Below are 24,609 nucleotides of genomic sequence, written 5' to 3'. Positions count from 1 at the left end.
CTCCCCGCAAGCGGGGCGAGGCGTCACAAACGATCGCTGCATATTACTGCGCCGCTTGGCCTCTGCCCGCAAACCGAGTTATCTTGCCCTTGCATCAGTTTTCCTGAGGGTTCATGCGGCGGCTGCTCTTTCTCAACGGCATCAAGGCGTTCGAGGCCGCGGCGCGGACCGGCAGCTTCGCGGCCGCAGGCAGCGAGCTCAACGTCTCGGCCGCCGCGATCAGCCGGATGGTGCATCTCTTGGAAGAACGGCTCGGCGTCGCGCTGTTCGAGCGCAAGGCCAACCGCCTCGTCACCACACAGGCCGGCCGCGCCTATCAGAGCGGGCTGACGCCGATCTTCGATGCGCTGGCGAGCCTCACCGCGCAGGTCACGGCGTCGGCAAGCGCGCGGGTGCTGACCGTCGGCGTCGGGCCGACATTCGCGATGAAGTGGATGATCCCGCACCTCGCCGAGTTCCGCAAAGCCGAGCCCGACATCGAGGTGCGGATCACGACCGGCGGCATGGCGGTGCCGTTCGCCGACGACTGGAGCTGCGGCATCCAGCTCGGCGACGGCCAGTGGCCGGGCCTGGTCGCCGAGCCGCTGTTCGCCGCCGACCTGATGCCGGTCTGCACCGCGCGGCTCGCCGGCACCTTGAAGCGCCCCGCCGATCTCAAGGGGCCGAGCCTGATCCGCGTCGCGCATTCGCCCGACGACTGGCCATCCTGGCTGAAGGCCGCCGGCGTGCCGCGCCTGACCGCGCGCGGGCCGGAATTCCAGTTCTACGGCCAGGCGCTGCAGGCAGCCAGCGACGGGCTCGGCATCGCGATGGGCATCCGGCCCTATATCGATGACGATCTCGCCGCCGGCCGGCTGGTGGCGCCGTTTGCGCTCAGCGTGCCGAAGGGCATGCGCTGGTATCTGGTCTATCGCGGCTTCCACGCCGAGCAGCGCGACTTCGCCGCGTTCCGGCGCTGGATCATCCGCGCCGCCGCCGAACCCGCCGCCCGCCGCAAGGGAGCGCGCAGTGCCTGAGGAGACCATCGACACGCTGGTGATCGGCGGCGGCCAGGCCGGACTCACCATGAGCCATCGGCTGAAGCAGCGCGGCATCGCACATCTGGTGCTGGAGCGGCGGCGCATCGCCGAGCGCTGGCGCAGCGAGCGCTGGGACGGATTGATGTTCCAGTTTCCGAACTGGTCGGTGCGGCTGCCGGAGTTTGCCTTTCCGCACGGCGATCCCGACGGCTTCTCGGACACCGCGGCGATCATAGCCTTCATCGAGGCCTATGCCGCCTTCGTCGCGCCGCCGCTCCGCTGCGGTGCCGAGGTGTCGAGGCTGCGCCGCGACGCCGCCGGCTTCGTTGCCGAGATCGCCGGCGGCAGCATCCGTGCCCGCAATGTCGTGGTCGCCACCGGCCCCTATCAGCGGCCGCTGCGGCCGGCGCTGCTGCGCGATCACCCCGGCCTGTTTCAGGTCCATGCCAGCGCGTACAAAAATCCTGCGCAATTGCCCGATGGCGCGGTGCTGGTGGTCGGCGCCGGCGCCTCGGGCGCGCAGATCACCGACGAGCTGATGCGCGCCGGCCGCCGGGTCTTCCTCTCGGTCGGCCGTCACAACCGGCTGCCGCGCCGCTATCGCGGGCGTGACCTGTTCTGGTGGCTGGCCGAGATGGGCATCGACCAGACGCCGGTCGAGCAGCGCGGCCCGTCCCGCCTGCTGCCGGTGATCTCGGGCGCGCATGGCGGCCACACCATCGATTTCCGCCGCTTCGCCGCCGACGGCGTGATGCTGCTCGGCCGCATCATTGCGGCACGCGACGGCGTGCTCGAGATCGCGCCCGATCTCGCCGTCAACATCGCCAATGGCGACGCCTACTGCGCGACATTCCTCGGCATCGTCGACGACTTCGTCGCGGCCCGCGGCCTCGATCATCCCGGCGATCCCCTGGCGCGCATGCGCTTGCCCGACCCATCGTGCCTGTCTGCGCCGCTTGCGACACTCGACCTCAGCGCCGAGCGGATCACCTCGGTGATCTGGGCCACCGGCTATGGCCTCGACCTCGGCTGGATCGACATACCGGTGCTGGATGCCGATGGAGCACCACGACACCGCCGCGGCGTCTCGGACGTGCCGGGCCTTTATTTCCTCGGCCTGCAATGGCTGTCGAAGATGAAATCCTCGTTCCTGTCGGGCGTCGGTGACGACGCCGCCGATCTCGCCGACCACATCGCGGCCCGCCGATAGGGACGAGCAAACTTACCTCAAATCAAACGGCAGCCTCTGCTTCACCTCGCCCCGCGTGCGGGGAGAGGCATAAGCCGCCTTCGGCGGCCGTTCTCGATAACGCCGAAGCAGAGCTTCGGCTATGAGGCATCGTCAGATGCGTTCCGGGTGAGGGGAGTCTCCGCAAACACAGCTCTGACCGTAGCGCGGAGACGGCCCCTCACCCCAACCCTCTCCCCGTAAGAACGTAAGAACGGGGAGAGGGAGCCCAGCGCCAAGTTCCGCCACTCTGCGGAAATAAACCGCGCGATTTGTGATCTGGTTCACATAGGGCACCGTGCGCCCGTGCTTCCTATGAGAAGGGCATCCCGAGGTCGCCATGATTTACAGCGGTTTTGAGATCACGTCGTTCGAAGTGGGGAAGGGGCAATGGCACGCCAGGATTCAACGGGTCGATCAAAGGCCGGTCGTCATCGATGGCATGCCGTTTCCGACGCTCGACATCGGCTTTGCGTGGTCCGATCCGGATGCGGCGATCGACGACGCGAAGAGAGCTATCGACCGATTCCCACAACGGTCTGGCATGATGCTGCCGGTGGCCAAAGTGTCGGCGTGACCGGCAACGTCATGATTGCCGCCATTCCGCAATGCGAGCCGGATCCGGTCTGGCCGGCTCAGGTCCGCACCGATTGCCCGGAATGCGCCGCCCGGCTCTCGCTGCTGCGCGTCATCCCGGGCCGCGCCGCCGAATACTGGACCATGCGCTGCGACGGCTGCGGCGGCATCCATCTCGACATCGTGGACAAGCCGCGCGCCTGAGAGGGTGTGAAGCTTTGTCCTCATCCACCGTTGTCGTCGCCCGGCTTGGCCGGGCGACCCAGTACGCCGCGGCTTATCGGCTCAAGCCACGACCGTCTCTGGAATACTGCATCACCCGCAAATGCGCGGGTGATGACACTGAGCAAGCTGCGTAAACCGATCCGGTCATCCTGACGCGCTGCACCGGCCTTTGCCCTGCTGCCACCCTGCTGTCAGCAGCCTCGGCTGCGCGCCAATCCAGCCGTCGTTTGCCCTTTTCTCGCTGCCGGACTCGTCCCATATTCCCGGCATGGCGAAGACACCGAACACCCCGAAAAAGCCCGGCAAATCCCCCAAATCCAAAGCTCATCGACCAGACGTGCTCCCGATCGGACCGGCGCTGGCCGAACTGCTCAATCCCGCGATCAACCGCGGCGACGCCGGCATGGGTTCAGGCACCGGCCTGCAGCCGCCGCCGGACAATTCCTGGGACCGCCGCGCCGGCGGCGAGGCTGCCGCGCATCGCGCGCGGGCGTCGACGCGCGAGACCAGCGAAGGCGTCGCCAAGCGCGATGCCTCCGGGCTCGAGGAGGCCCCGCAGGCCAATTACGGCACCTCGGCCACGATCCCGACGCTGGATCCGGAACTGGCGCGGCAGCTTGGGCTGCCGACCGCCGAGGACGATGACGAGGCGCTGGCCCGTCCGCCGCGCAGCAAGATGGAGGCGCTCGGCGTCAAGGCCACCGCCGACGCGCTGGAGAATCTGATCCGCGACGGCCGCCCCGAGTTCCGCAAGGATGACGGCTCGATGCGGGTGTGGACCCCGCACCGCCCGCCGCGCCCGGAGAAATCCGAAGGCGGCGTGCGCTTCGAGATCAAGTCGCCCTACGAGCCGAAGGGCGACCAGCCGACCGCGATCGCGGAACTGGTCGAGGGCATCCAGCGCAACGACCGCACCCAGGTGCTGCTCGGCGTCACCGGCTCGGGCAAGACCTACACCATGGCCAAGGTGATCGAGGCGACGCAGCGCCCGGCGCTGATCCTGGCGCCGAACAAGACGCTGGCCGCGCAGCTCTATGGCGAGTTCAAGAGCTTCTTCCCCGACAACGCCGTCGAGTACTTCGTCAGCTATTACGACTACTATCAGCCCGAGGCCTACGTCCCGCGGACCGACACCTATATCGAGAAGGATTCCTCGATCAACGAGCAGATCGACCGCATGCGCCACTCGGCGACGCGCGCGCTGCTCGAGCGCGACGACGTCATCATCGTCGCCTCGGTGTCCTGCATCTACGGTATCGGCTCGGTCGAGACCTACACCGCGATGACCTTCGCGTTGAAGAAGGGCGAGCGCATCGACCAGCGGCAATTGATCGCCGACCTGGTCGCGCTGCAATACAAGCGCACCCAGGCCGAGTTCACCCGCGGCACCTTCCGCGTCCGCGGCGACGTCATCGACATCTTCCCGGCGCACTATGAAGACCGCGCCTGGCGCGTGAACCTGTTCGGCGACACTATCGAGACCATCGAGGAGTTCGATCCGCTCACCGGCCACAAGCAGGACGAGCTCGAATTCATCAAGATGTACGCCAATTCGCACTATGTGACGCCGCGCCCGACGTTGGTGCAGGCGATCAAGTCGATCAAATCGGAACTGAAGCAGCGGCTCGACCAGCTCAACGACCAGGGCCGCCTGCTGGAAGCGCAGCGGCTGGAGCAGCGCACCACCTTCGATCTCGAGATGATGGAAGCGACCGGGAGCTGCGCCGGCATCGAGAACTATTCGCGCTACCTCACCGGCCGCCGCCCCGGCGAGCCGCCGCCGACGCTGTTCGAATACGTCCCCGACAACGCGCTGATCTTCGCCGACGAAAGCCATGTCACCGTGCCGCAGATCGGCGGCATGTTCCGCGGCGACTTCCGCCGCAAGGCGACCTTGGCCGAATACGGCTTCCGCCTGCCCTCCTGCATGGACAACCGCCCGCTCCGCTTCGAGGAATGGGACATGATGCGGCCGCAGACGATCGCGGTGTCGGCGACGCCGAGCGGCTGGGAGCTGAACGAAAGCGGCGGCGTGTTCGTCGAGCAGGTGATCCGCCCGACCGGGCTGATCGATCCGCCGGTGGATATCCGCCCGGCCCGCACCCAGGTGGACGACCTCGTCGGCGAGGTCCGCGCCACCGCCGCCGCCGGCTATCGCTCGCTGATCACCGTGCTGACCAAGCGCATGGCCGAGGATCTGACCGAATATCTGCACGAGCAGGGTATCCGCGTCCGCTACATGCACAGCGATATCGACACGATCGAGCGCATCGAGATCATCCGCGACCTGCGCCTCGGCGCGTTCGACGCGCTGGTCGGCATCAACCTGTTGCGTGAAGGTCTCGACATTCCCGAATGCGCGCTGGTCGCGATTTTGGACTCCGACAAGGAAGGTTTCCTGCGCAGCGAGACCTCGCTGATCCAGACCATCGGCCGCGCCGCGCGCAATGTCGACGGTAAGGTGATCCTCTATGCCGACGGGATGACCGGCTCGATGGAGCGCGCGATCGCCGAGACCAATCGGCGGCGCGAGAAGCAGGTCGAGTACAACGAGGCCAACGGCATTACGCCGGAGAGCGTCAAGAAGTCGATCGGCGACATCCTCAACTCGGTCTACGAGCGCGACCACGTGCTGGTCGAGATCGGCGACGGCGGCATGGCGGACGACGTCATCAGCATCGGGCACAATTTCGAGGCCGTGCTCAGCGATCTCGAAACCAGGATGCGCGAGGCCGCCGCCGACTTGAACTTCGAGGAAGCCGCCCGCCTCCGCGACGAGGTCAAGCGCCTGCGCGCCACCGAAATGGCCGTGGTCGACGACCCCACCGCCAAGCAGCGCAACGTGCAGAAGCAGGCCGGCGCCTATGCCGGCACAAGAAAGTACGGCGATGCCGCCAACCTGCCGGTCTCAGCGCTGAAAAACAAGTCCGCGCAGACCTCGCTCAAGGCCAGCCGCGGCGGCAAGTCCGGCTCCCGCGTGCACAAGCCCGACCTCGACGAGATGCACGGCCCGGAATCCCTCCCCTTCCGCCCCAGCGGCGCGCTGCCGGCAAAACCGTTCGGCACCACGAGCCGCATCATCCAGCCGACCGACTCGCGGCAGTCGGGGCCGGAGTTCGGGCCGTCGCCGCGGTCGAGCGGGGGAGCGCCGGGGAAGCGCGGTGGGTGGAAGAAGAGGTGAGCGTGACGCGCGCCAAGCTCTGTAAAAGCAAGATCAAGAATGGCTCGATCAAATGAAGCGAAGCCACATTGTCGAAGCATACAGTGAAGGCACCGAGCCGCCACGTCCTGAATTCTTAGACGATCCAGTCAGGTCTCTTTCCTTGGCTGACATGCATCGAGTCGCCAACAAATTGGATCTCGAGCATAGTTGGAGAGAATTTGTTGGCTGGATTGGCTTTTCAGTTCTTTCCAAATCTTTAGCGAGAAAATCAACTTCGATAGACCAAACGTCTTTGAGACTTCTCTCTGAACAAATTTTTTCTATCGAAATTGGATTAATCAAGATCATCAAACGCTGGTCTGCTCTTAGGAAGTTGGGGTAACCGACTCTCGGAATCAAGGGCGAAGACCGCCTGTTCGTCCCTAATCTGTAGATCGCAGGTAGGACAGGTTGCCTGTAATGGCAAGATGGGACTGCTTACCCCACGCTCGCCACCGCGACCGCCAACAGCGACAGCATGATCATCGTCGTCACGAGTTGCAGCGAGACGCTGGGCTGGGCGCGCCATTGCGCGATCTTTTCGGAGAACGACAGGCCCGCGTCGAAGAACATCGGCGCGTAGGCGTTGCCGAACCGCCTTGGGAATTTGGCAGCAAGCTGCGGCATGATCGCGGCGTAGACCAGCGAGGCGAGCACGACGAAGATCGCGGCGCCGTAGCGTTCGCCGACGATCTCGCGCGCGCCTGATATCTTCAGCACGAGCACGGCGGCGGCGAAGGTCGGCAGGCCCTGCAGGATGGCGGCGAGCGCGAAGCCTTCGAGCCGGTTCTGCGCGGGCGATTTCGGTGCAGTGATGGCGTTCATGGCGGCGTTTCCTTGGCAGTGGTCCGACGCCGCCAATCTAGCCGCGCCCGGCCACCCGCGACATGATGCGCGTCACGCGCCGGCACGAGATCGCCGGGTGCGACAAATCACCCCGACGGGCAAAATAGCGCTTCCGTCGTCGGGCAAATCAGATGTTCAATTCCGCCCGTCTCACCCGACACGAGGGGCGCTTCGCGGTCGTCACGAACGCGGGTCGAGATGCGGTGGACGCCGATTGCGCAACTGACGAGTGCGCATGAGGCGGACGGCGAAATCGTGCAGGCCTGACGCCCTAGCGGTAGGTGTCTCTTCCGATTGCGCAGTGCGCGTTGTGAAGACGGTGACAACAAAGCCAAGTCTCGCCGGGGAGAGCACGTATAAGCCGTAAGCCATCGCGCAGGGAAAGCCGGATTGCTCCGGTTACACCTGTGGTCCTACCCCCGAGCTTTCTACCCCATTGCTCGGGGCCCATGGGTGCGATCGGCACCCGGCTTTCCCTGCGCCCTCTGAACGAGAGAGGGTGGAAAGAAAGAGCAAAGCTCGGACAAATCATGTCGCGAGAATGCGGAGCTGTGTCCTCATCCTCAACTGTCATCGCCCGCGAAAGCGGGCGATCCAGTACGCCGCGGCTTCTCGATTCAAGCACTGCTGTCTCTGGAATACTGGATCACCCGCATGCGCGGGTGATGACATCGAAGAGGCTGTTTGACAGGTGAATCAGATTCCCAGCGTCCCGGCCTGGTGGCCATTGCGCACGGGGCCCATTGCCCCAAACGCGCGACGCTGTGGCTACGATCCCGTTCACAATTGAATGCGGTGGTTATGAGTCCCCTGAGTTCACAAACGAAGTGCAACACTTCCTTGAGGAGGTGTTGCGATGGGGCGGAGTTACGAGCAGCTATCCCTGGACGAGCGATGCGAGATTGCCCGGCTTTCAGCCAATGGCAGCTCGGTGCGGCAAATCGCGGCAGCTCTGGATCGCTCGCCATCAACGATCTCTCGGGAGCTGAACCGCAATTCTGGCGCCCAGGTCGGCTACAAACCCAGCTATGCCCAGCAACAGATGCGAGCGCGGCGCTGGACGGGCGTACGCCTCGAACGGGAGCCCGGCCTGCGCCGCGCGGTCTTGGAGCGCCTTGGTCGGGGCTGGTCGCCCGAGCAGGTCGCGGGCCGGCTGGCCCGCGAACACGGCCGCAAGGTGATCTCCCACGAGACCATCTACCGCTTCATATACGCCCAGATCCGACGCACCTCGGACTTCAGCTGGCGGCGTTATCTGCCACGCGGCAAGAGCAAACGCGGCTACCGCGGCAAGAAGGGCGGCAGTCCCGCAAGCTTCATAGAAGGCCGTGTTTCCTTGAACAAACGGCCTATCGAGGCCGCCGATCGCAATGCCCCCGGTCATTGGGAAGCCGACCTGATGATGTTCTCCAAATACGGTCAGGCGATCCTGACCGTGCACGAGCGCACCTCGCGCCTGCTGCTCGGCATCCGCATCGCCAGCAAGCTCGCGCGCGGTATCGCCCGTCATCTCGTCCGCTTGTTTGCTGCCTTGCCGGAAGGCCTGTGCCAGACCGTTACCTTCGACAATGGGACCGAGTTCGCCTGTCACCTGGAGCTGCACCGCCTCGCGATCGAGACCTTCTTCTGCGATCCGCACGCGCCCTGGCAGAAGGGCGGCATCGAGAATGCGATCGGTCGGATGCGCCGCTTCATTCCACGCAAAACCGATCTCGCGACCTTCCCGACGCGCCGCCTCCGCCAGTCGATCAACGCCTACAACAACACCCCGCGCAAATGCCTTGACTTCCAAACCCCTCTCGAGGCCTTCTCTCAAGTGTTGCACTTCGAGTGTGAATCCACCTCCTGGCTTTCGCCAGGACGACCCGGGGATATGGCGCCGCCTCGTGCCCTACCCCGATCGCTTGTTGCTGGTGTTCTGGGTCAGATTGCCGTGCGCGGCCTGCTCGCGGATGTTGTGCTTCTCGTCGTCGCGATGGCCCTTGGTGGTGTCGAGGGGAACGCCGGGGGCGCTGCCGGGGCCCTTGTGGCTCTTGTTGTCGTCGGGAACGGGCTGGATGGTCTTTGTCTTTGGTTTCGTCATCATCGTCTCCGTTACGCAACGAGACAACGCCGCCCGAGCGGGCGGCGTTCCCGGAACGTGCCTTCACGTTCCACGACGACTTCACAACTGATCTTGCCTTACAGCTTTTCCTGCTGCGACGGCTGCGCCTGTTGCTGCTGGCGCTGGCGTTCCTGCTCCCTGGCGTGATGGCGGCCGTAGAGGCAGCCGGCCGCGGCGCCGAGCATGCCGTGATGGCCGGCATAATGGCCGGCGACGCCGCCGACAACAGCGCCCTTGATGCAGCCCTTGGCGTCGGCCGGGGACGCTGCGGCAAGCGCGGTGACGGCAATGGCGGATGCGAGAAGAATTGATTTCATGATGCGGCTCCAATGCAATGATGCGGCATCAACGATCGAGCCGCCGCCCGGTTCCCATCGGCCTCGCCGCAGAAATTCGCTGCGCGGAGCTCGCCATCGTGCTCTAAATGCCGCCGCATTGCGGACAGCGTTTTGAAGATCATGCGGACACCACATACTGCTTTGGCCTGCTTCGCCCCGGCACTTTGCGCGGCGGTGCTTTTCGCCGCGTGCCTCATCGCAAGCCCGGCCCGCGCCGAGGACAGCGACCGCGCGCTGCTCGCGACCTTCTGCGCCGCCGGCAATATCAAGGGATCGAGCTGCACGCGGGCAAAATTCTATCCGAATGGCGGGGGCCGCGCCTGCGACGTCAAGCTGACCCAGGAGCGCTACGCCGGACGCTTCCTCGCCGCCGGCCCTGCGCTGCTCGCCGTCAATTATGAAAGCGAATGCGAGCCGCACGCGACCGATTTCGGCGGCGTCGCGCTGTTCGAGCAAGCCGGCAAGACGGCCCGCTTCATCCGCTTCCTGCCCGGCGCGCAGGGTCACGATTGCATCGTGCTGCCCAACGACCAGCCCAAGGACGACCAGCAGGACGCGCTGGTTTGCACCGTCGGTCACATGGGCCAGGGTATCGTCGAAAGCGCGGTCGCGCGGATGGAGTTCAGCAGGAAGTCCGGCAGGCGGATCGAGATCACGCCGGACTTCCTGCTCCGCGCCGAGGATGCGGTCAGCGCCTATGGCTTCAATGTCGTGATGTGCAACGAGGGTCCGAAATATTTCGGTCTCTCAAACCTCGCCGCCGGTCCGCGCCGCAACACGGTGGCGGTCGACGTCGACTACGCCGACGACGAGACCATCCGCACCGCCTGCGGCGCAGGCTTTGCGAAGCCGAAGGAACTGTTTCACGACCTCTTGCCCGGCGAGGCTTTCGTGCCGGAGGGCAACGAGAAGAAGAAGCGCTTCATCATCGATCTCGTGACCGGCAAGGCCGCGCCGGCGGATTGACTAGCTCGCTGCAGGATTGCGCACCGCGACAGCGAACCGGCGTGATCGCTCGGGTCGGCCCCGGAGGAGCTCAAGGCCTCGACCGGCGTCGGCGCCGGCTCACCGTCGCGCGGCGCGCGCTCGGATGGGCTATCCGGAGGCAAGAACAGCGGCGACCGCACGCGACATGGTATTGCTCATGAGGAACTCCTGATCGCGGACCCGTCGCCCATGCCGGTCCAACCGGGCGCGCGCGGCGAGGTTTCATTAATTCGCGGCAACCTGCCCCGCGCGCTTCACGTCTGCGGACCGCCGCGCCGTGTGCAAATTGTGCCACAATGCACGTGTTGGTTGCCGAACCTAATCCGGTTCCGCGCGTCAAACATGTGTTTGATTGTGTGACACTTCGGGTCACAATGTGAGCCAGGGCAAGCCAGAGGCGAGTCGGACGGAACCGGCGGGGTCGATCATGGGCGAGGATTTGAACCGGCAGCGCGTCCTGAACTTCCTCGACGTCTATTATGCCGGCGGCATCGAGGGCGCGCTCGATCGCTGCAGCGACGACATCGCGTTTCTCGCCAATGCCCCGATCGACATTCTTCCGCATATGGGCCAGCACCGCGGCAAGGCCGCGCTGCGTCAGATGTGGACCACGATCCATGAGCGCTATTCCGACATGCGCTACGAAGCGCCAACCGTGGTGGCCGAGGGCGACATGGTCGCAGCCCAGCTGCGCGTGTTCTTCCGCAAGCGCAACAACCGCCGCGTGGTGCAGTTTGACGTTGCGGTTTTCTACACGCTGCGCGACGGCAAGATCACCGAGATCCGCGAGATCATCGACACGTTCGACCTGGTCCAGCAGGTGCTGGAGCGCGACGTCGCCGCGGCGCTGCTCGGCCAGACCGCGGAATAGCTGCTCGAAGCCGGACGACACACCCCGGCATCTCGCCGGCAAATTTGCACAGCCCAGCGTTGAACCTCGCCGGCCCGGCGCGGACCTATCACTGGGCTTGTTGCGGTCGGGGCTGAAATCATCATGAAAGTCGCATTGCTCGCTGTGCTTGGCCTGGCACTGGGTGCCCTCGGCGGCGCCGCGCTCGGCATCGGAGCCGGGCTGACCTGGATCGGGATGGCCAAAACCTCGGGAATCGACAGCGGAACGCTGGTGTTCTTCACCTTCATGCCGCTCGGCGCCGCGATCGGCGGCATCGGCGGTGCGCTGCTGTTCGCTGTCGTCGCGATCCGCGACGCCGAGATCGTGATCGAACGACAGCCGATCCGGCAGCGCGACCGCTGAATTGCGGTCACAATCTGGCGGCGGCCACATTCCGGCAAAGACCTCCGCAATTGTGCATTGCAAAAATGTCATTTGCGTTTTTGCCGCTCGGCCCTATTTCAGCCGGCAATAGCGATGTGCAGCAACCTGGCAGGGCGTCGGCGCTGACCCCCTGCCATTCGTTTGCGTTGAAAATCCAGTTTCAGGACGAGACCAAAATGACAGAGCATAGCCTCTGGCGTTTTTCGCGCGCATTGCATCGCGCGATCAACGAACGCCAGCTTGCAGATATCGAGCTCATGCTCGACGACGAGGTCGAATGGGCCATCTATGGACCGATCGACCTGTTTTCCTTCTTCGGCGCGCGCCGCGGCAAGGCCGCCGTGCTCGAGGTGATCAAGCAGATCGGCGAGAACCTCAGGGTTCACCGCTTCGACCGGGAGCAGATCATGCTGGGTGCGGATTCCGCGGCGTCGATGCTGCGCTATTCGCTGACCGCGCTGGACTCCAACAAGCCGATCTCGGTCCGGATCGCGCATTTCGCGCAGTTCAAGGCCGGCAAGCTCATGAGCTTCCGCGCGCTGATCGACAGTTTCGACCTGGTCGAGCAGACTGTCGGTTACCCGATCCATCTGCCGCGCATCGCGGTCTGACGGCGTCACGCCTTCGTCATGTCCGGGGCCCTTCGCGCGGTCCCGGTCATCGCGATCACGCGTTGCTCACTTGCCTTTGCAGGCCCGTTGCCGCAATTTTGCGCCACGGCAAATGCATGCTGCCGCTTTGGAATTTGCGGGCTGGGAATGACTTCCACATTGCGATTTGGCTGGGCCAGGCTGCCGGTGCTGGCGGCCGGCTTTTGCATGGCGCTGGCGCTTTCGGCCGCGGCGCAGTCTCCGCCGGTGCAGCCCGCGCCCTTGCGGATCACGCCCCCGGCGCAGGACGCTCCTGCCGATAGTGCCGAGGCCACGCCCGACGCGACGCCGCCGGCGGCCGATGCCAATGATGCCGACCTCCTGAAGGACATCGACGAGAGCAAGCTCGACTGGAGCCAGCTCGACACCGATTCCACCAGCCTGCCCACGCTGGCACCGAAGAACGCGGCCAGGCGCGCCAGCGTCACCGGCAACGATCCGTCCTGGACCACCAACAGCAACGCCAACGGCTCGTCGGCGGTGTCGGTCAAGCAGTCGGTCTCGCCCTTCCTCGACACTCGCATCGGCGCCGACATGACTGTCGCCAGGCAGGGCACGATGACCACGTCGGAGCAATTGTCGGAGCGGCTCGCCAATGGCGGCAGCCTGCCGCAGTCCGGCGGCTCGGCCTGGGCATCGATCTCGACGGGCGGCGTGGCGTCGATCTGGGACAAGACCTCGGTCGAGGCGCGGGTCGACCCCGGCGCCGACCAGAGCAAGGTCGGCACCTCGCTGAGCAAGTCGGTGCCGCTGTCGGAGCAGTATTCGCTGACGCTGCAGAACGGCTACAATGTGATCCAGCAGGGCGTGGTCCCGGTGCCCGGCATCGTCGGCCGTCCATCGAGCAGCTACAACACCGATCAGTCAGCCAGCCTGTCGGTCAACGACACCGGCACCAGCATCACCGCGGGCCAGACGCTGTCGACCACCGACGACAAATGGCTGCGCCGGGTCGGCGCCGAGCAGAAGCTGTTCGACGGCGTCACCGTCTCCGGCTCGGTCGGCGAGACCCCCCAGGGCACGATCAGCAAGAGCATCGGCGCCGGCTACAAGCACTCATGGTGAACGATCTGTTAGCCCTGTCGCGCTAATGATCAGGCATTGCCCCAACTTGGCCCAGATGCGGTCAAATTCGGCGGCACTGATAGGTCCGTAACTTCATCAATTCGTCGTGCGGGGGACAAGCCGCGCTTCGCTATTGCGATCCAGGGGAAAGCCGATGAACGCCACCAACCGTACCGAGGAAGCCGAAGTCGAAACGACGTCCGAGGTCGACACCAACCTCGCCGCGGTTTCGGAAGTCGAAGCCGGCATCCGCGACTTCGTGCGCAACGATATCGCCTATCTGCGCCGGCCGGTGGCGAGCCCGGAGACCGCGCCGGCCGACACCAACACCGATGCCACCGTCAGCAACGTCAACTCGCTGATCCAGCGCGTCGCCGGCACCTCGCTGGCCGAGATCGAGAAGCTGATCGGCGAGCTCGAGAGCCTGCGCGACCTGCTGCATGCCGAGGGCCAGCGCGTCCAGCGCGAGATCTCCGGCTATGCCCAGCTCAGCCAGGCCGCGATGAAGTCGACCCGCATGATCGCCGACAACGTCTCGCAGTGGAAGCGCGCCGCCGACGGCCTGCGCAACAGCTGAACCCGATCAGGTCTGCGAACCGACAAGCCGCCGCCTCCCCGGGAGGCGGCGGCTTCGTTTTGCGTGCCCGCCTCCTGCGCAGAACGATTCGTTATGCAGCGCGGTGTACACTCCGCGATGTCGTTTTTGCCGAAGCCGATTTGAACCGGAGATGCCGGGCCCGCGCCCAATCCGGAATTGACCGAGCGGACCGCGCCTGAGCAGGGCATCGATTTGGAGAGCATTCATGCAGAGCGTCCGGCCGGACAACGCCGATCCGATACCGCTGCGCCAGCCGCAGCAGGGCATCGGCACGATCATGATCCGCTTCGTCGGCATCCTGGCCGCCGCGACCGTCGTGATGGTGCTGATCTGGAATCGTTAATCCGGAGACGCGAAGTGTGACGTCGTCCGCCGACGGGTCACATTGAAACAGGCGCCACCCTGCGCTCCCGCGAGCAACAGACGGTCGCTCAGCGATCGATGCTCGCGGTGGTCTCGAAGGAATAATTGCCGTCGGCAAAGCCCTTCACGACAAGTCCGGTCGCCAGCATCACCACCAGCGTCACCGTCGCGAAGATAATGCCGACGAGTTTCAACGCGCTGCGATCTGCCATGGTATCCCCAGTAGTGCTTGCCCAGATGTCCGAGTCCACAAACCATAGGCAGGGACAAAGGTTCAAAATGCGTTAGCAAAATATGGATTCCGCGCAACGCACAACTACGTCGGCAGCAGACTTAGTCCGCCACCATGGCGCCCGGGCAACATCAGAGGTGCGCGGGCCACATCAGGAACCGGGCTTCCGGCGCGGCACGAATGCGATCGCCAGGAACGAGAACACCACCTCATTGCGCTGATTGACGCCGGTATTGCGGGCCTGAAGGATGCCCCATTCGGGCCGCTTCTCGGACGTGCGCTTGGTCTCGACCTGGTTGGTGAAGCTGATCGTATCGCCCGCCAGCACCGGGCGGATCCAGCGCAGCTCGCGGAAGCCCGGGGACGGGCCCCAGACCGCGACCGTCTCGCCGCGCGCGGCGGCTTCCGCGGCGAGCTTTTTGCCGTCGGCGACGAGCAGCTTCATGCAGACGCTGGCGACGTGCCAGCCCGACGCCGCAAGCCCGCCGAACAGCGAGTTGCGCCCCGCCTCCTCGTCGAGATGGAACGGCTGCGGATCGAACTGCGCGGCAAAGCGCTTGATGTCCTCGGCCGTGAAGGTGAAGGAGCCGAACGCGCGCCGGGCGCCGATCTCCATGTCTTCGAAGAAGCGCATGATGCCCCCTATGCGGTCGCGCCGGCACGGCGGCTGATGATGATCGGCGATTCCATCTCGCACAACATCTCGCCGCGCGCGTTGCGGATCGTGCCCTTGAAGGTGACGATGCCGGTCTCGGGCCGGCTCTTCGAAACCCGCGCCTCGACCACATCGACATCCAGCGTCAAATCGTCGCCCGGACGCAGCGGCGCCACCCAGCGCATCTCGTTGACTCCGGGCGAGCCGAGCGAGGCGGTGCGGCCGATGAAACCGTCGAACAGCATCCGCATCATCAGCGAACCGAGATGCCAGCCCGAGCCCGACAGGCCGCGGAGCATGGATTTCTTCGCCGCCTCCTCGTCGAGATGCATCGGCTGCGGGTCGAATTCGGCGGCAAAGGCGAGTATCTCTTCGCGCGAAACGTGGCGCGGGCCGAACGTGCCGAAACGGCCGGGCTTGAAGTCTTCGAAGGTCAGCGTGGTCATTGGATGAGGATATGCCGGAGGGAAGCCCGATTGTGGCCGTTATTTGCGGCAATCACAACCGGCCTGCTCGCATAGCTCGCCCCTGGACTGCCGGCGCCCGGTCCGGGCTCGCCACCGGCGGGACATGGGGCTCCTGCGGTATCGATTCCGGTGGTGCAGCGGCGCTTCGGCGCCGTGGCGCACCATTGGCCCGGCGCAACGCCGGGGGTGACGCAGTAGGATGAACGAGACGCGAATCATATTTCGGCCTGCCGGGAGAACCACGATGTTCGATTTCCAGGATCTGTTTCAGTGGGACCGCTTCATCACGCCCACGATCATCAAGACGTTCTACTGGCTGGTGATCGCCGTCATCGTGCTGTTCGGGATCTCCGGCATCCTGTGGAGCCTCACGGCGATGGCGATCAGCCCGTTCGTCGGCTTCATCCAGTTGCTTGCGTCGATCGCCAGCATCTTCGTCGGCATCGTATTCTCGCGCATCGCCGCCGAGTTCATCCTGATCGTGTTCCGGATCAACGAGCATCTCGGCGCGATCCGCGATCGCGACGGGGGCATGCACTGAGGCTATCGGAGGGCCTGCCGGATGCGGCCGGCCGCGCCGGCCGTGGTTAATCCGAAGTAGCGCCCGCGCGCAAATGCCTGCGAAATTCCAACCGGGATATTAAAGCCGCTCGCGTATCAGCCTTGCGCATTGCATGAGAGCAACGCGGGGGCGTCGTGAATTCGAGGAATGGTTTTGCCGTGAGGTCCGGTGCCGAGCCGGGCTTTACGACCGAGGATATTTTGTGGGCTGTCGGCATCTGGTCGGTGATCCTGACCCTGGCGCCGGTGATCGTGTTCTATCTGCTGATGGTGGCGTGAGGCCAGTCGACAAAAAACGCGCGAGTGCCGCGCGTTCTTCCAGTTCGAACGAGAAGCGGCGTTGTTACGCCGCCTGCTTGTGCATCGCGCCGGAGGCCGACGCCGTGCCGCGGATCGCCTTGATCGAGCGTTCGATCGCAGCCCACAGCCGGTTGATCTCGGCGGCGGCGCGGCCTTCCGCGTAATATTCGCGGGCACCTTCGCCCTGGCCGAGCGCCATCAGCAGATCGGCGCGGTTGGTGATCTGGCCGCTCCACACCGGGGCGCGGAATTTCGCCAGCGCCTCGCGTGCGATCGCGACGATGCGGCTCTCGGCGCCGTCACGCTGCGCGGGCGCGCCGTTGATCACGACGGCATAGGGCTTGCGCATCGAGCGGCAGGTCTGAATGGTTTCCTGCACCGCGTTGACGTCGAACACGCCGGGCCGCGCCGGAATGATCACCATCGTGGCGTTCTTGATCGAGTCGTCGACCACAGCCGACAGGTTCGGCGGCGTATCGATGAACACCCACTCGATGCCGTCACGCTTGGCTTGGGCAATGATCCCGCTGACCGAGTTCACCGCCGTCTTGATCGCCGGCTCGTTGGTGCCGCGCAGCTTGTGCCAGAGCGTCAGCGAGCCCTGCGGATCGGCGTCGATCAGCAGACATGGTTTCGTCGCCTTGTGCACTTGCGCGGCGAGGTGAGCAGCCAGGGTACTTTTTCCCGAGCCCCCCTTACGCGAAGCGAAAACAATCACGTTCATACGTTGGCCTCCAGATTGACCCCAGGAGGCGAAAATGAATCAGAGCGCTGATTCGCGAAAGAAAAAATTTCTTGCAATCCGCAAAGTGGCCAAGATTACCGGTGCATTTTGCTTTTTGAGTCACACTCAACTTATGACACAACCGAAAATGGAAGCGCTAAGCGCTTGATTTGACTCGGCCTAGCGCTTTTCGGCAGCCTTGGCGCGCTCACGCGCGATCCACTTGCGCTCGATCCAGCCGAGCAATTGCGCGGTGGGTTTCTGCAACATCGGAACATCCTGCGCGAACAAAAGGAGTCCGAGCGGCAGCATCCAGAGTCCGAGCACCGGCAGGAAGCTGAAGATGCCGCCGACGATCAAGAGGATCGCCAGCGGAATCCGCACATAGCGCGACGACGGCCGGCGCAGCCACGCGACGAAGCGCGCCGGCCGTTCCGGAAGCTTGGCCTCGAACCAGGCGAAGTGCCGGTCGATCTCTTGCTTGTAGTCTTCTGGCTTGCAGTCTTGGCTCACGCGTCCCACTCCATCCGTTCCACTGGCGGGAACGGATCTGGCTGACAATACAAACCCCAGAGATGATGCTGCGTGACAGCGTCACAAGGCGTCAGTCTGTCGCGTATCGCACCCTTGAAATCGCAGCCGGGCGACCCGTGCGCACGATGGGAACAAGGTCAGTGCGTGGACTTCTTCGCCTTGTGCGATTTGTGGACCTTCCGCTTGGCTGCGACCGGACGCCGCTCCTCGCGCTCGCTCGCCTCACGCGGCTCAGGACCTCCGCGGAAGAACACGCGGCAGGCCGGCGACAGCTGCGCCTTGTTCCTGATCATGCAGGCGGTGATGCGATCGACGTCGGGGATATCCGAGCCACAGAGCCGGAATGCATCCGGCGTACAGGCCTGCTGCTGGTCCGGCGTGTAGGCCTCGCCTCGGCCCGGCAGCAGGAGCAGCAGCGCAACGGCGAGCCCTGATATCAACGCAAACGAAAAACTCCTTGAACCGGCGGTCCCCATGCGTCCCCCCAAGGTGTCACCAAGCGTGGTTAAGGTGTCGTTTCGGGGAGTGTGGGTGAAGCAACGCAGAAGTGCAAGCGGGCGTGATGACACGCCGAGGACGGAGGATCTGTCGCCCCGAGCCGCAACGCTTGCCAATTCTATTAGAGCGAGTATCGTTGCGTCATTGCTCGTCGATACCTTATTTCAGTGGCCACCTCCCCGGCCGAGTAGGCTTGCTCCGCTCGCGCCCGGTGTCTTGTGTTGTGGCCCGGCCATTGCGGGAGCGTCACATTGTCCGAACCAATCGCATTCGTGATGACCGGCGTTCGTCCGGGAGGAACGGCCCGCGGCGCGCGCGGTCCGGCGCCGTCCACAATGGGACATCTGAAGGACTCCGTGATTGTGACGGCGCAACGCGGCGCCGGCGACGCGGTCATCAAGACCGCGGCTGCCGTTCCCAACGAGGACATCGTCGTCATTGATATCGCAGGCGGGCCTTCGCTTTGGCTTCATCCCGAATCCGCGCGAGACCTTCTGCAAGCGCAGCAGGATCCGCTCGCACGCGGCGGACCCGCGCTCGGCTCGGGAGAGGTGCGTGTGCCCGGCCGGCTGCAGTGGCGCCTCGAGGACACCGCTCCGGTGTCGCGCGGCACGCGCAGCATGTTCGGCGACGTACAGGTGGGGGCCCTCCACATCGTCACCGGGCTGGTCGAGGACAAGGCGGCCGACTTCGTCGCCTCGAAAGTCGTCAAGTCGTTTGATTCACAGGTCGATCCGGGTGTCTATCGGCTGCAACCCGACAAGCTCGAGTCGCTCAAGGGGCACGCCACGTCCGCCATCGCCGCGGACGACGGGGCGTCGCTGGTCCTGATCCACGGCACCTTCAGCCAAACGTCCGGCACGTTCGGCAAGCTCTGGACCGAGCACCCGCAGCGGGTGGCTTCGCTGTTCAAGTCCTATGGCAACAGGGTCTACGCCCTCGATCATCCGACGCTCGGCGCGAGTCCGATCGCCAACGCCATCACGCTCGCCGAAGCTGCGCCCAAGGGCGCGCGACTTCACCTGCTGACGCATTCGCGCGGCGGACTGGTTGCGGAAGTGCTGGCACGGGTGTGCGCCAATCCGCGCCTGTCCGATCTCGACCTGTTCAAGGACGACGGTACGAGCGCGGCCGAGTTGAAAAGGCTCGCCGAGATCGTCTCGGACAAGCGGATTTCGATCGAGCGGGTTGTCCGCGTCGCCTGCCCGGCGCGCGGCACGCTGCTCGCCTCCAAGCGGCTCGACGCCTATGTGTCGGTGCTGAAATGGGCGCTCGAGCTCGCCCAGATTCCGGTCGCGCCGCAGCTCGTCGACTTTCTCGGCGAGGTCGCCCGCAGACGCGCCGATCCCGACAAGGTGCCCGGTCTCGCGGCGCAGATTCCGGACTCTCCGCTGATCCGCTGGCTGCACTCGGCAACGAACCCGATCGCCGGCGATCTGCGCGTCATCGCCGGCGATCTGCAGGGCGATTCGGTGGTGTCCTGGGTCAAGGCCTTGCTGTCCGACGCGTTTTTCTGGACCGACAATGATCTCGTCGTGCAGACGCGATCGATGTATGGCGGCTCGCCGCGGGAGAAGGACTCGACATTCGTCCTCGACCAGGGCGGCAAGGTCTCGCACTTCAACTATTTCAGCAACGCGCAGACCGCAGCGGCGGTGGTCGACGCCCTCACCAGGACGGGCGGTAGCTCCCCCGACGGGTTCAGCGTGATCGGCCCGCTCTCCTGGGCCGGACAATCATCGAGCGGGGCGCGCGCGGCACTGCCCACACGTCCCGCCAGCAAGGCGGCCGAATTGCCGGCGCTGTTCGTGCTGCCCGGAATTCTCGGCAGCAATCTCAAGATCGACGACGAGCGGATCTGGCTGGGATGGCGCGTCGTCAACGGCCTCAAGCGGCTCGCCTACCTTCCGGGCAAGGACAAGGTCGCGCCCGACGGGCCGATCGGCATCTACTACGACGACCTCGCGACCGCGCTGTTCAACGATCATGACGTCCAGCCGTTCGCATTCGACTGGCGGCGCCCGATCCTGGCCGAGGCACAACGGCTCGCCGCGGCGATCGCAACGGCGCTCGACGCGCGCAAGGCGTCAGGGCAGCCGGTGCGGATCATCGCCCATTCGATGGGCGGGCTGGTTGCACGCGCCATGCAGATCGTCGACCCCGCGACCTGGAACCAGATGATGGCATCCGACGGAGCGCGGCTTCTGATGCTGGGGACGCCGAACGACGGATCCTGGACTCCGATGCAGGTGCTGTCCGGTGACGACAGCTTCGGCAACCTCCTCGTCAATGTGGGCGCGCCGTTCGCCAGCAACGAGACGCGCCAGTTGATTGCCGGCTTTCCCGGATTCGTTCAGCTCCAGGCGGGCTTGCTGGATCGGCTCGGTACGGAAAAAGCCTGGAGGGATCTCGCAAAGTCCGATCTCGATGCGATCAGCGCGCGCAGCACGTGGCACAATCTGGGACTTCAGCTGGCTCAATTCCAATGGGGTATTCCGCCGCAAGCGGTGCTCGATGACGCCGTGGAGCTGCGTCGCAAGCTCGACAAGCAACGCGACCATGACCTGGTCTCATGGGCCGACAGGCTTCTGCTGGTCGTCGGCAAGGCCGCAACCACACCCGCCGGCTACGAAGGCGCGAGCAACGGCGAGCGAGGACTGGCCTATCTCGAGGTCGACGACGGCGATGGCCGGGTCACGCGGGAGAGCGCCGAGCTTCCGGGCGTGGCGACCTGGCTTGCGGATGCCGATCACGGCTCGTTGCCGCGGTACAAGGCCGCATTCGAGGCCTACCGCGAGCTTCTGAACACCGGCAGCACGGAGCGGCTCGCCCGGGTCTCCGCGGCCGGCGCCGCCCGGCAAAAGGCAACCGAAACCGCCGGACCGGTCGCGCGAAGCCGTCCCGCCCGACAGCGGGTGCGGCAATCGCCGCCTCAGAGCGAGCTCGACGTGCTGTCCTCGGCCGTTGCGCGCGAACCGCAAACCGCGCCGCCTTCGGCATCCCTGCGCATCGACGTCGTCAACGGCGATCTCACCTTTATCGCCGAACCATTGCTGATCGGCCACTACCGGTCATCGAGCCTCACCGGCGCGGAAGCGGCGATCGACCGTGTCCTCAGCGGCGCGATGAGCGCGTCGTTGCAACGCGGTCTCTATGCCACGAGTCCCGGGACATCTCAGATCTTCCTCAATCTCACCCGCGATCCCGTCAAGCTGATGCCGCTGCCGGCGGCGGTGATTGTTGCGGGTCTCGGACCCGAAGGCGAGTTGCGCGGCTCGGATCTCGTCGACACGGTCCGGCAGGCCGTGATCGGATGGTCGCAGCGGCTCACCGAACGCAGTCCGGTCGCCACGGGATTTACGCTGGCGACCACGCTGTTGGGCAGCGGCGGCAGCGGCATCACGCCCGGACAAGCCGCCCAGCTGATCGCCCAGGGCGTGCGCGAGGCCAACGAACAGATCGCCCAAAGCGTGCGTGAGACCAGCGAGCGCACCCGGGACGAGGGCCTTGCAGGCACGCAGTGGCCGCGTGTCGATCAGCTCAAGATCATCGAACTCTACCTCGACCGCGCGAGCGACGCCTGGAATGCGCTTCAGGCCCTCGCGATCTCGGCACCCGCCTCCTACACGGTCGCCCCGACCATCGCACGAGAAGCCGGCGCACTGCGCCGGCCCCCGGAGGCCGGATACCGCGGCGCCGACTACGACTTCATCAGTGCCCTCATCCTGAAGACCGAGGATGACAACCAGGAGATCGGCTACACCATCAACTCGAAGCGGGCGCGCAACGACGTGCGTCCGCAGCCGATGCAGGTGCGGCTCATCAAGAACCTGGTGACGACCGCCTCCAACAACACCAACACCGACACCCAGATCGGCCGGACATTGTTCACCCTGCTCGTGCCGCCCGATCTTGAGTCGTTCCTGGGCGGCAGCACGGCGACGGTGCTGGAACTCGACGAAGGAACGGCCCCGATCCCCTGGGAAGCCCTGGAATCGCCGACGGCTTCGAACCGCCAGAAGCCATGGTCGATCCGCACCAAGCTGTTGCGCAAGCTGCGGACCGCGACGCCCAGCATCATGGTGAACAGCGCCACCGCCGACGACGACATCCTTGTGATCGGCGACCCTGCCTGCGATCGAAAGGACTATCCCATCCTGCTGGGCGCCAGGCGCGAGGCGCTCGAGGTCGCGACATATCTGACCACCGCGACCACCGCTCCGGGTGGCCGAAAGTTCGCCGCCGCGCGGGTGACGTCCGTGATCAGCGGTCCCAACCCGGGAGATCCCGAACCCGACACGACCGAAGTGATCAATGCGGCCTTCAAGAAATCCTGGCGGATCATCCATGTCGCCGGCCATGGCGAACCACCGACGAAGACCGACAAGGGCCTCGAGACAAGGGGCGTGGTGCTTTCGGGCGGTTCGTTCCTGGGAGCCAATGAAATCCAGGCGTTGCGGGTCAAGCCCGAACTCGTGTTCGTCAATTGCTGCCATCTCGGCACCGGCGCTCCAGGCCGGCTGCTCGAGGTCACCAATTACGGTCGCGCGCAGTTTGCATCGGGTGTCGCCCAGGCCTTGATCAACAGTGGTGTGCGATGCGTGATCGCCGCGGGCTGGGCGGTGGACGATGAGGCTGCGAGCGTATTCGCCACGGAGTTCTATCGCGCGCTGCTCGCAGGCAAGCGCTTCATCGACGCCGTCGCCGCTGCCAGGGAAAAGGCCTATGCCTGCGGCGGCAACACCTGGGCGGCGTATCAGTGCTATGGTGACCCCGACTGGAAGTTCCGGCAGGCGACCGGCGATGCGCAACGCCCGACTCCCGATCCGGGGCAGGAATTTTCCGGCATTGCCTCCGCCTTGTCGCTGATCTTCGTGCTCGAACAGATCGGCGTGGAAAGCGAATACCAGCGCAAGTCTCCCGACACTCAAGCCGGACGCCTGCGCTATCTGGACGCAACCTTCGGCCGGTATCGAGAGCAGGGAAACGTCGCCGAGGCGTTCGGAAACGCGTGGATGAAATCGGGGCGCTTCGCGGAGGCGATCGCATGGTACGAGCGCGCGCGAGCAGCACAGGATGGAACGGCGTCGCTGATCGCGATCGAGCAGCTGGCGAATGCGCGGATCCGCCAGGCCTTGAACGACATCAAGAACAACGCCGCTCCGTCGGCCAAGGCGTTCGACGCGGCTCGGGCGGCGATCAAGGATGCGATGGCCCTGCTCGACACGCTGCTGGCACTGGCGCCGACCTATGAGCGGGAAAGCATTTACGGCTCCGGCTTCAAGCGGCTGGCGATGCTGGAATCCCTGGCCGGTGATCCGTCCGCCGAAATGCAGGCGATCAATCGGATGTGGCAGCACTATAGCGCCGCAGAGACGATTGCTCGAAACACGAAGACGCTTCCGTTCTTCTACCCGGCGATGAACCGGATCGCGGCGCAACTGGTGCTCGCCAAGCCGCTCAAGAGCGATGACATCGCGGAGGTGCGCCAATCAATGTCTTCGGTCGCGCCGGACTTCTGGTCGACCGTCGGACAGACCGAACTGGACCTGTTCGAGTCGATCGGCGCCGGCAGCCTTGCGCAAGACGTCGAGCGCTTGGTCAAGGACTTCCAGAAGCACTATGCCCGCGTCGATAACGCCAGGATGTGGGGCTCCGTCCTCGATAACGCAGCATTCGTGCTTGCCAGATACGCTGGGTCTGCCGGGCAAAGCGAGAAGGGCGCCGCCGACCGACTCCTCGCCGAACTCAGGTCGCTCGCGGGAAGCGCGCCGCCGCCGGCCGCAGCGACGAAGCCCGGCACCGCCAAGCGGGCGCCGACGCGACGACCCAAGGCCGCCAAACGCGCCGCGAAAAAGCGGCGGCATCGCTGAGCGAGACGGGCGGCACGCATCGGCCACGTCAACGAGGGGCTGGAGAGACGATCGATACTGGCTATTTAACGTGATGGTACAGTTGGGTGGGCTCGAACCACCGACCTCCTGTTCCACAGACAGGCGCTCTAACCAACTGAGCTACAACTGCATCCTGACGCGCGGCCCGCTCAAGCGGGGCGGCGATTTCGGGCGGAAACTAGGTGCAACGCCCGCCTTTGGCAAGCGCTTAACGCGCCGATTTCCGCTCTTATCTCGGGCCGCTTAACGGTCCCCGTCCAGCAAAAA

At 65.0% G+C, this 24,609-nt stretch carries 23 protein-coding genes, 1 tRNA gene and 1 pseudogene; 16 read left to right on the top strand and 9 right to left on the bottom strand.

Annotated features, from left to right (window positions below; all coding sequences use genetic code 11):
- Positions 1–113 precede the first annotated feature (113 nt).
- The 5 genes from ACVINW_RS17070 (at position 114) to uvrB (ending at position 6,229) form a co-directional block, all read left to right on the top strand.
- Positions 114–1,016 (top strand): LysR substrate-binding domain-containing protein, encoded by a 903-nt coding sequence (locus tag ACVINW_RS17070; RefSeq protein WP_456752382.1) that lies wholly within the window; start codon positions 114–116, stop codon positions 1,014–1,016.
- Entirely contained in the window at positions 1,009–2,229 is a 1,221-nt protein-coding gene (locus ACVINW_RS17065; protein ID WP_456752381.1) for an NAD(P)-binding domain-containing protein, read from the top strand. Before ACVINW_RS17070 ends, ACVINW_RS17065 begins: the two co-directional genes overlap by 8 nt.
- Positions 2,230–2,587: 358 nt before the next feature.
- The gene (locus ACVINW_RS17060) at positions 2,588–2,824 is read left to right on the top strand and encodes a hypothetical protein (protein WP_456752380.1); all 237 of its coding nucleotides are present in this window, start codon (positions 2,588–2,590) and stop codon (positions 2,822–2,824) included.
- Entirely contained in the window at positions 2,821–3,027 is a 207-nt protein-coding gene (locus ACVINW_RS17055) for a hypothetical protein (protein ID WP_456752379.1), read from the top strand. The genes ACVINW_RS17060 and ACVINW_RS17055 overlap by 4 nt, the downstream gene beginning before the upstream one ends.
- A gap of 289 nt (positions 3,028–3,316) precedes the next feature.
- The gene (gene uvrB, locus ACVINW_RS17050) at positions 3,317–6,229 is read left to right on the top strand and encodes an excinuclease ABC subunit UvrB (RefSeq protein ID WP_456752378.1); all 2,913 of its coding nucleotides are present in this window, start codon (positions 3,317–3,319) and stop codon (positions 6,227–6,229) included.
- A 459-nt stretch (positions 6,230–6,688) separates the two neighbouring features.
- Here uvrB and ACVINW_RS17045 read toward each other — a convergent pair whose 3' ends face one another.
- The gene (locus ACVINW_RS17045; protein WP_456752377.1) at positions 6,689–7,075 is read right to left on the bottom strand and encodes a hypothetical protein; all 387 of its coding nucleotides are present in this window, start codon (positions 7,073–7,075) and stop codon (positions 6,689–6,691) included.
- Between the two features lie 877 nt (positions 7,076–7,952).
- Between ACVINW_RS17045 and ACVINW_RS17040 the strand changes: the two are divergent.
- Positions 7,953–8,939: pseudogene (locus ACVINW_RS17040) on the top strand (IS30 family transposase); the annotation flags it as partial.
- Between the two features lie 338 nt (positions 8,940–9,277).
- Here ACVINW_RS17040 and ACVINW_RS17035 read toward each other — a convergent pair.
- The gene (locus ACVINW_RS17035) at positions 9,278–9,517 is read right to left on the bottom strand and encodes a hypothetical protein (protein WP_456752376.1); all 240 of its coding nucleotides are present in this window, start codon (positions 9,515–9,517) and stop codon (positions 9,278–9,280) included.
- Positions 9,518–9,712: 195 nt separating this feature from the next.
- Between ACVINW_RS17035 and ACVINW_RS17030 the strand changes: the two genes are divergently transcribed.
- The 7 genes from ACVINW_RS17030 to ACVINW_RS17000 all read left to right on the top strand — a co-directional run bounded on the left by ACVINW_RS17030 (position 9,713) and on the right by ACVINW_RS17000 (position 14,457).
- On the top strand, positions 9,713–10,504 hold the full coding sequence (locus tag ACVINW_RS17030) for a hypothetical protein (protein ID WP_456752375.1): 792 nt from the start codon (positions 9,713–9,715) through the stop codon (positions 10,502–10,504).
- Positions 10,505–10,952: 448 nt separating this feature from the next.
- Entirely contained in the window at positions 10,953–11,396 is a 444-nt protein-coding gene (locus tag ACVINW_RS17025; protein WP_456752374.1) for a nuclear transport factor 2 family protein, read from the top strand.
- Positions 11,397–11,519: 123 nt separating this feature from the next.
- Entirely contained in the window at positions 11,520–11,780 is a 261-nt protein-coding gene (locus ACVINW_RS17020; protein WP_456752373.1) for a hypothetical protein, read from the top strand.
- Positions 11,781–11,977: 197 nt separating this feature from the next.
- Positions 11,978–12,412 (top strand): nuclear transport factor 2 family protein, encoded by a 435-nt coding sequence (locus ACVINW_RS17015; protein ID WP_456752372.1) that lies wholly within the window; start codon positions 11,978–11,980, stop codon positions 12,410–12,412.
- 147 nt (positions 12,413–12,559) lie between these two features.
- Positions 12,560–13,516: a hypothetical protein gene (locus ACVINW_RS17010; protein ID WP_456752371.1), complete on the top strand. Its 957-nt coding sequence runs from the start codon at positions 12,560–12,562 to the stop codon at positions 13,514–13,516.
- 154 nt (positions 13,517–13,670) lie between these two features.
- Entirely contained in the window at positions 13,671–14,093 is a 423-nt protein-coding gene (locus ACVINW_RS17005; protein ID WP_456752370.1) for a hypothetical protein, read from the top strand.
- 226 nt (positions 14,094–14,319) lie between these two features.
- Positions 14,320–14,457, top strand: a complete 138-nt coding sequence (locus ACVINW_RS17000) for a hypothetical protein (RefSeq protein ID WP_456752369.1) — start codon at positions 14,320–14,322, stop codon at positions 14,455–14,457.
- 88 nt (positions 14,458–14,545) lie between these two features.
- Here the strand turns inward: ACVINW_RS17000 and ACVINW_RS16995 are convergent, their stop codons facing one another.
- The 3 genes from ACVINW_RS16995 to ACVINW_RS16985 all read right to left on the bottom strand — a co-directional run bounded on the left by ACVINW_RS16995 (position 14,546) and on the right by ACVINW_RS16985 (position 15,810).
- Entirely contained in the window at positions 14,546–14,689 is a 144-nt protein-coding gene (locus tag ACVINW_RS16995) for a hypothetical protein (protein ID WP_024584466.1), read from the bottom strand.
- 171 nt (positions 14,690–14,860) lie between these two features.
- Entirely contained in the window at positions 14,861–15,343 is a 483-nt protein-coding gene (locus ACVINW_RS16990; protein ID WP_456752368.1) for a MaoC family dehydratase, read from the bottom strand.
- A gap of 8 nt (positions 15,344–15,351) precedes the next feature.
- Positions 15,352–15,810, bottom strand: coding sequence for a MaoC family dehydratase (locus ACVINW_RS16985; RefSeq protein WP_456752367.1), 459 nt, complete (start codon positions 15,808–15,810; stop codon positions 15,352–15,354).
- Between the two features lie 265 nt (positions 15,811–16,075).
- On the opposite strand from ACVINW_RS16985, the gene ACVINW_RS16980 reads away from it, so the two are divergent.
- Positions 16,076–16,372 carry a DUF4282 domain-containing protein gene (locus ACVINW_RS16980; protein WP_456752366.1) on the top strand — a complete coding sequence of 99 codons (297 nt, stop codon included), beginning with the start codon at positions 16,076–16,078 and terminating at the stop codon, positions 16,370–16,372.
- A gap of 155 nt (positions 16,373–16,527) precedes the next feature.
- Positions 16,528–16,671 carry a hypothetical protein gene (locus ACVINW_RS16975; protein ID WP_456752365.1) on the top strand — a complete coding sequence of 48 codons (144 nt, stop codon included), beginning with the start codon at positions 16,528–16,530 and terminating at the stop codon, positions 16,669–16,671.
- Between the two features lie 64 nt (positions 16,672–16,735).
- Here the strand turns inward: ACVINW_RS16975 and ACVINW_RS16970 are convergent, their stop codons facing one another.
- From ACVINW_RS16970 to ACVINW_RS16960, 3 genes are all read right to left on the bottom strand, one after another.
- A complete protein-coding gene (locus tag ACVINW_RS16970) occupies positions 16,736–17,416 on the bottom strand; it encodes a ParA family protein (protein WP_021081815.1) in 681 nt (226 codons plus the stop codon).
- Positions 17,417–17,596: 180 nt separating this feature from the next.
- Positions 17,597–17,929, bottom strand: a complete 333-nt coding sequence (locus ACVINW_RS16965) for a hypothetical protein (RefSeq protein ID WP_456752364.1) — start codon at positions 17,927–17,929, stop codon at positions 17,597–17,599.
- A 158-nt stretch (positions 17,930–18,087) separates the two neighbouring features.
- Positions 18,088–18,426, bottom strand: a complete 339-nt coding sequence (locus ACVINW_RS16960) for a hypothetical protein (protein WP_456752363.1) — start codon at positions 18,424–18,426, stop codon at positions 18,088–18,090.
- A 273-nt stretch (positions 18,427–18,699) separates the two neighbouring features.
- Here ACVINW_RS16960 and ACVINW_RS16955 point away from each other — a divergent pair, with 273 nt between their 5' ends.
- Positions 18,700–24,321, top strand: coding sequence for a DUF7379 domain-containing protein (locus ACVINW_RS16955; protein WP_456752362.1), 5,622 nt, complete (start codon positions 18,700–18,702; stop codon positions 24,319–24,321).
- Positions 24,322–24,395: 74 nt separating this feature from the next.
- Here the strand turns inward: ACVINW_RS16955 and ACVINW_RS16950 are convergent.
- Positions 24,396–24,472, bottom strand: a tRNA-His gene (locus ACVINW_RS16950).
- Positions 24,473–24,609: the final 137 nt, after the last annotated feature.

The sequence above is a fragment of the Bradyrhizobium sp. USDA 4461 genome, assembly GCF_054055655.1.
This window is presented reverse-complemented; position numbering and strand designations above follow the sequence as displayed.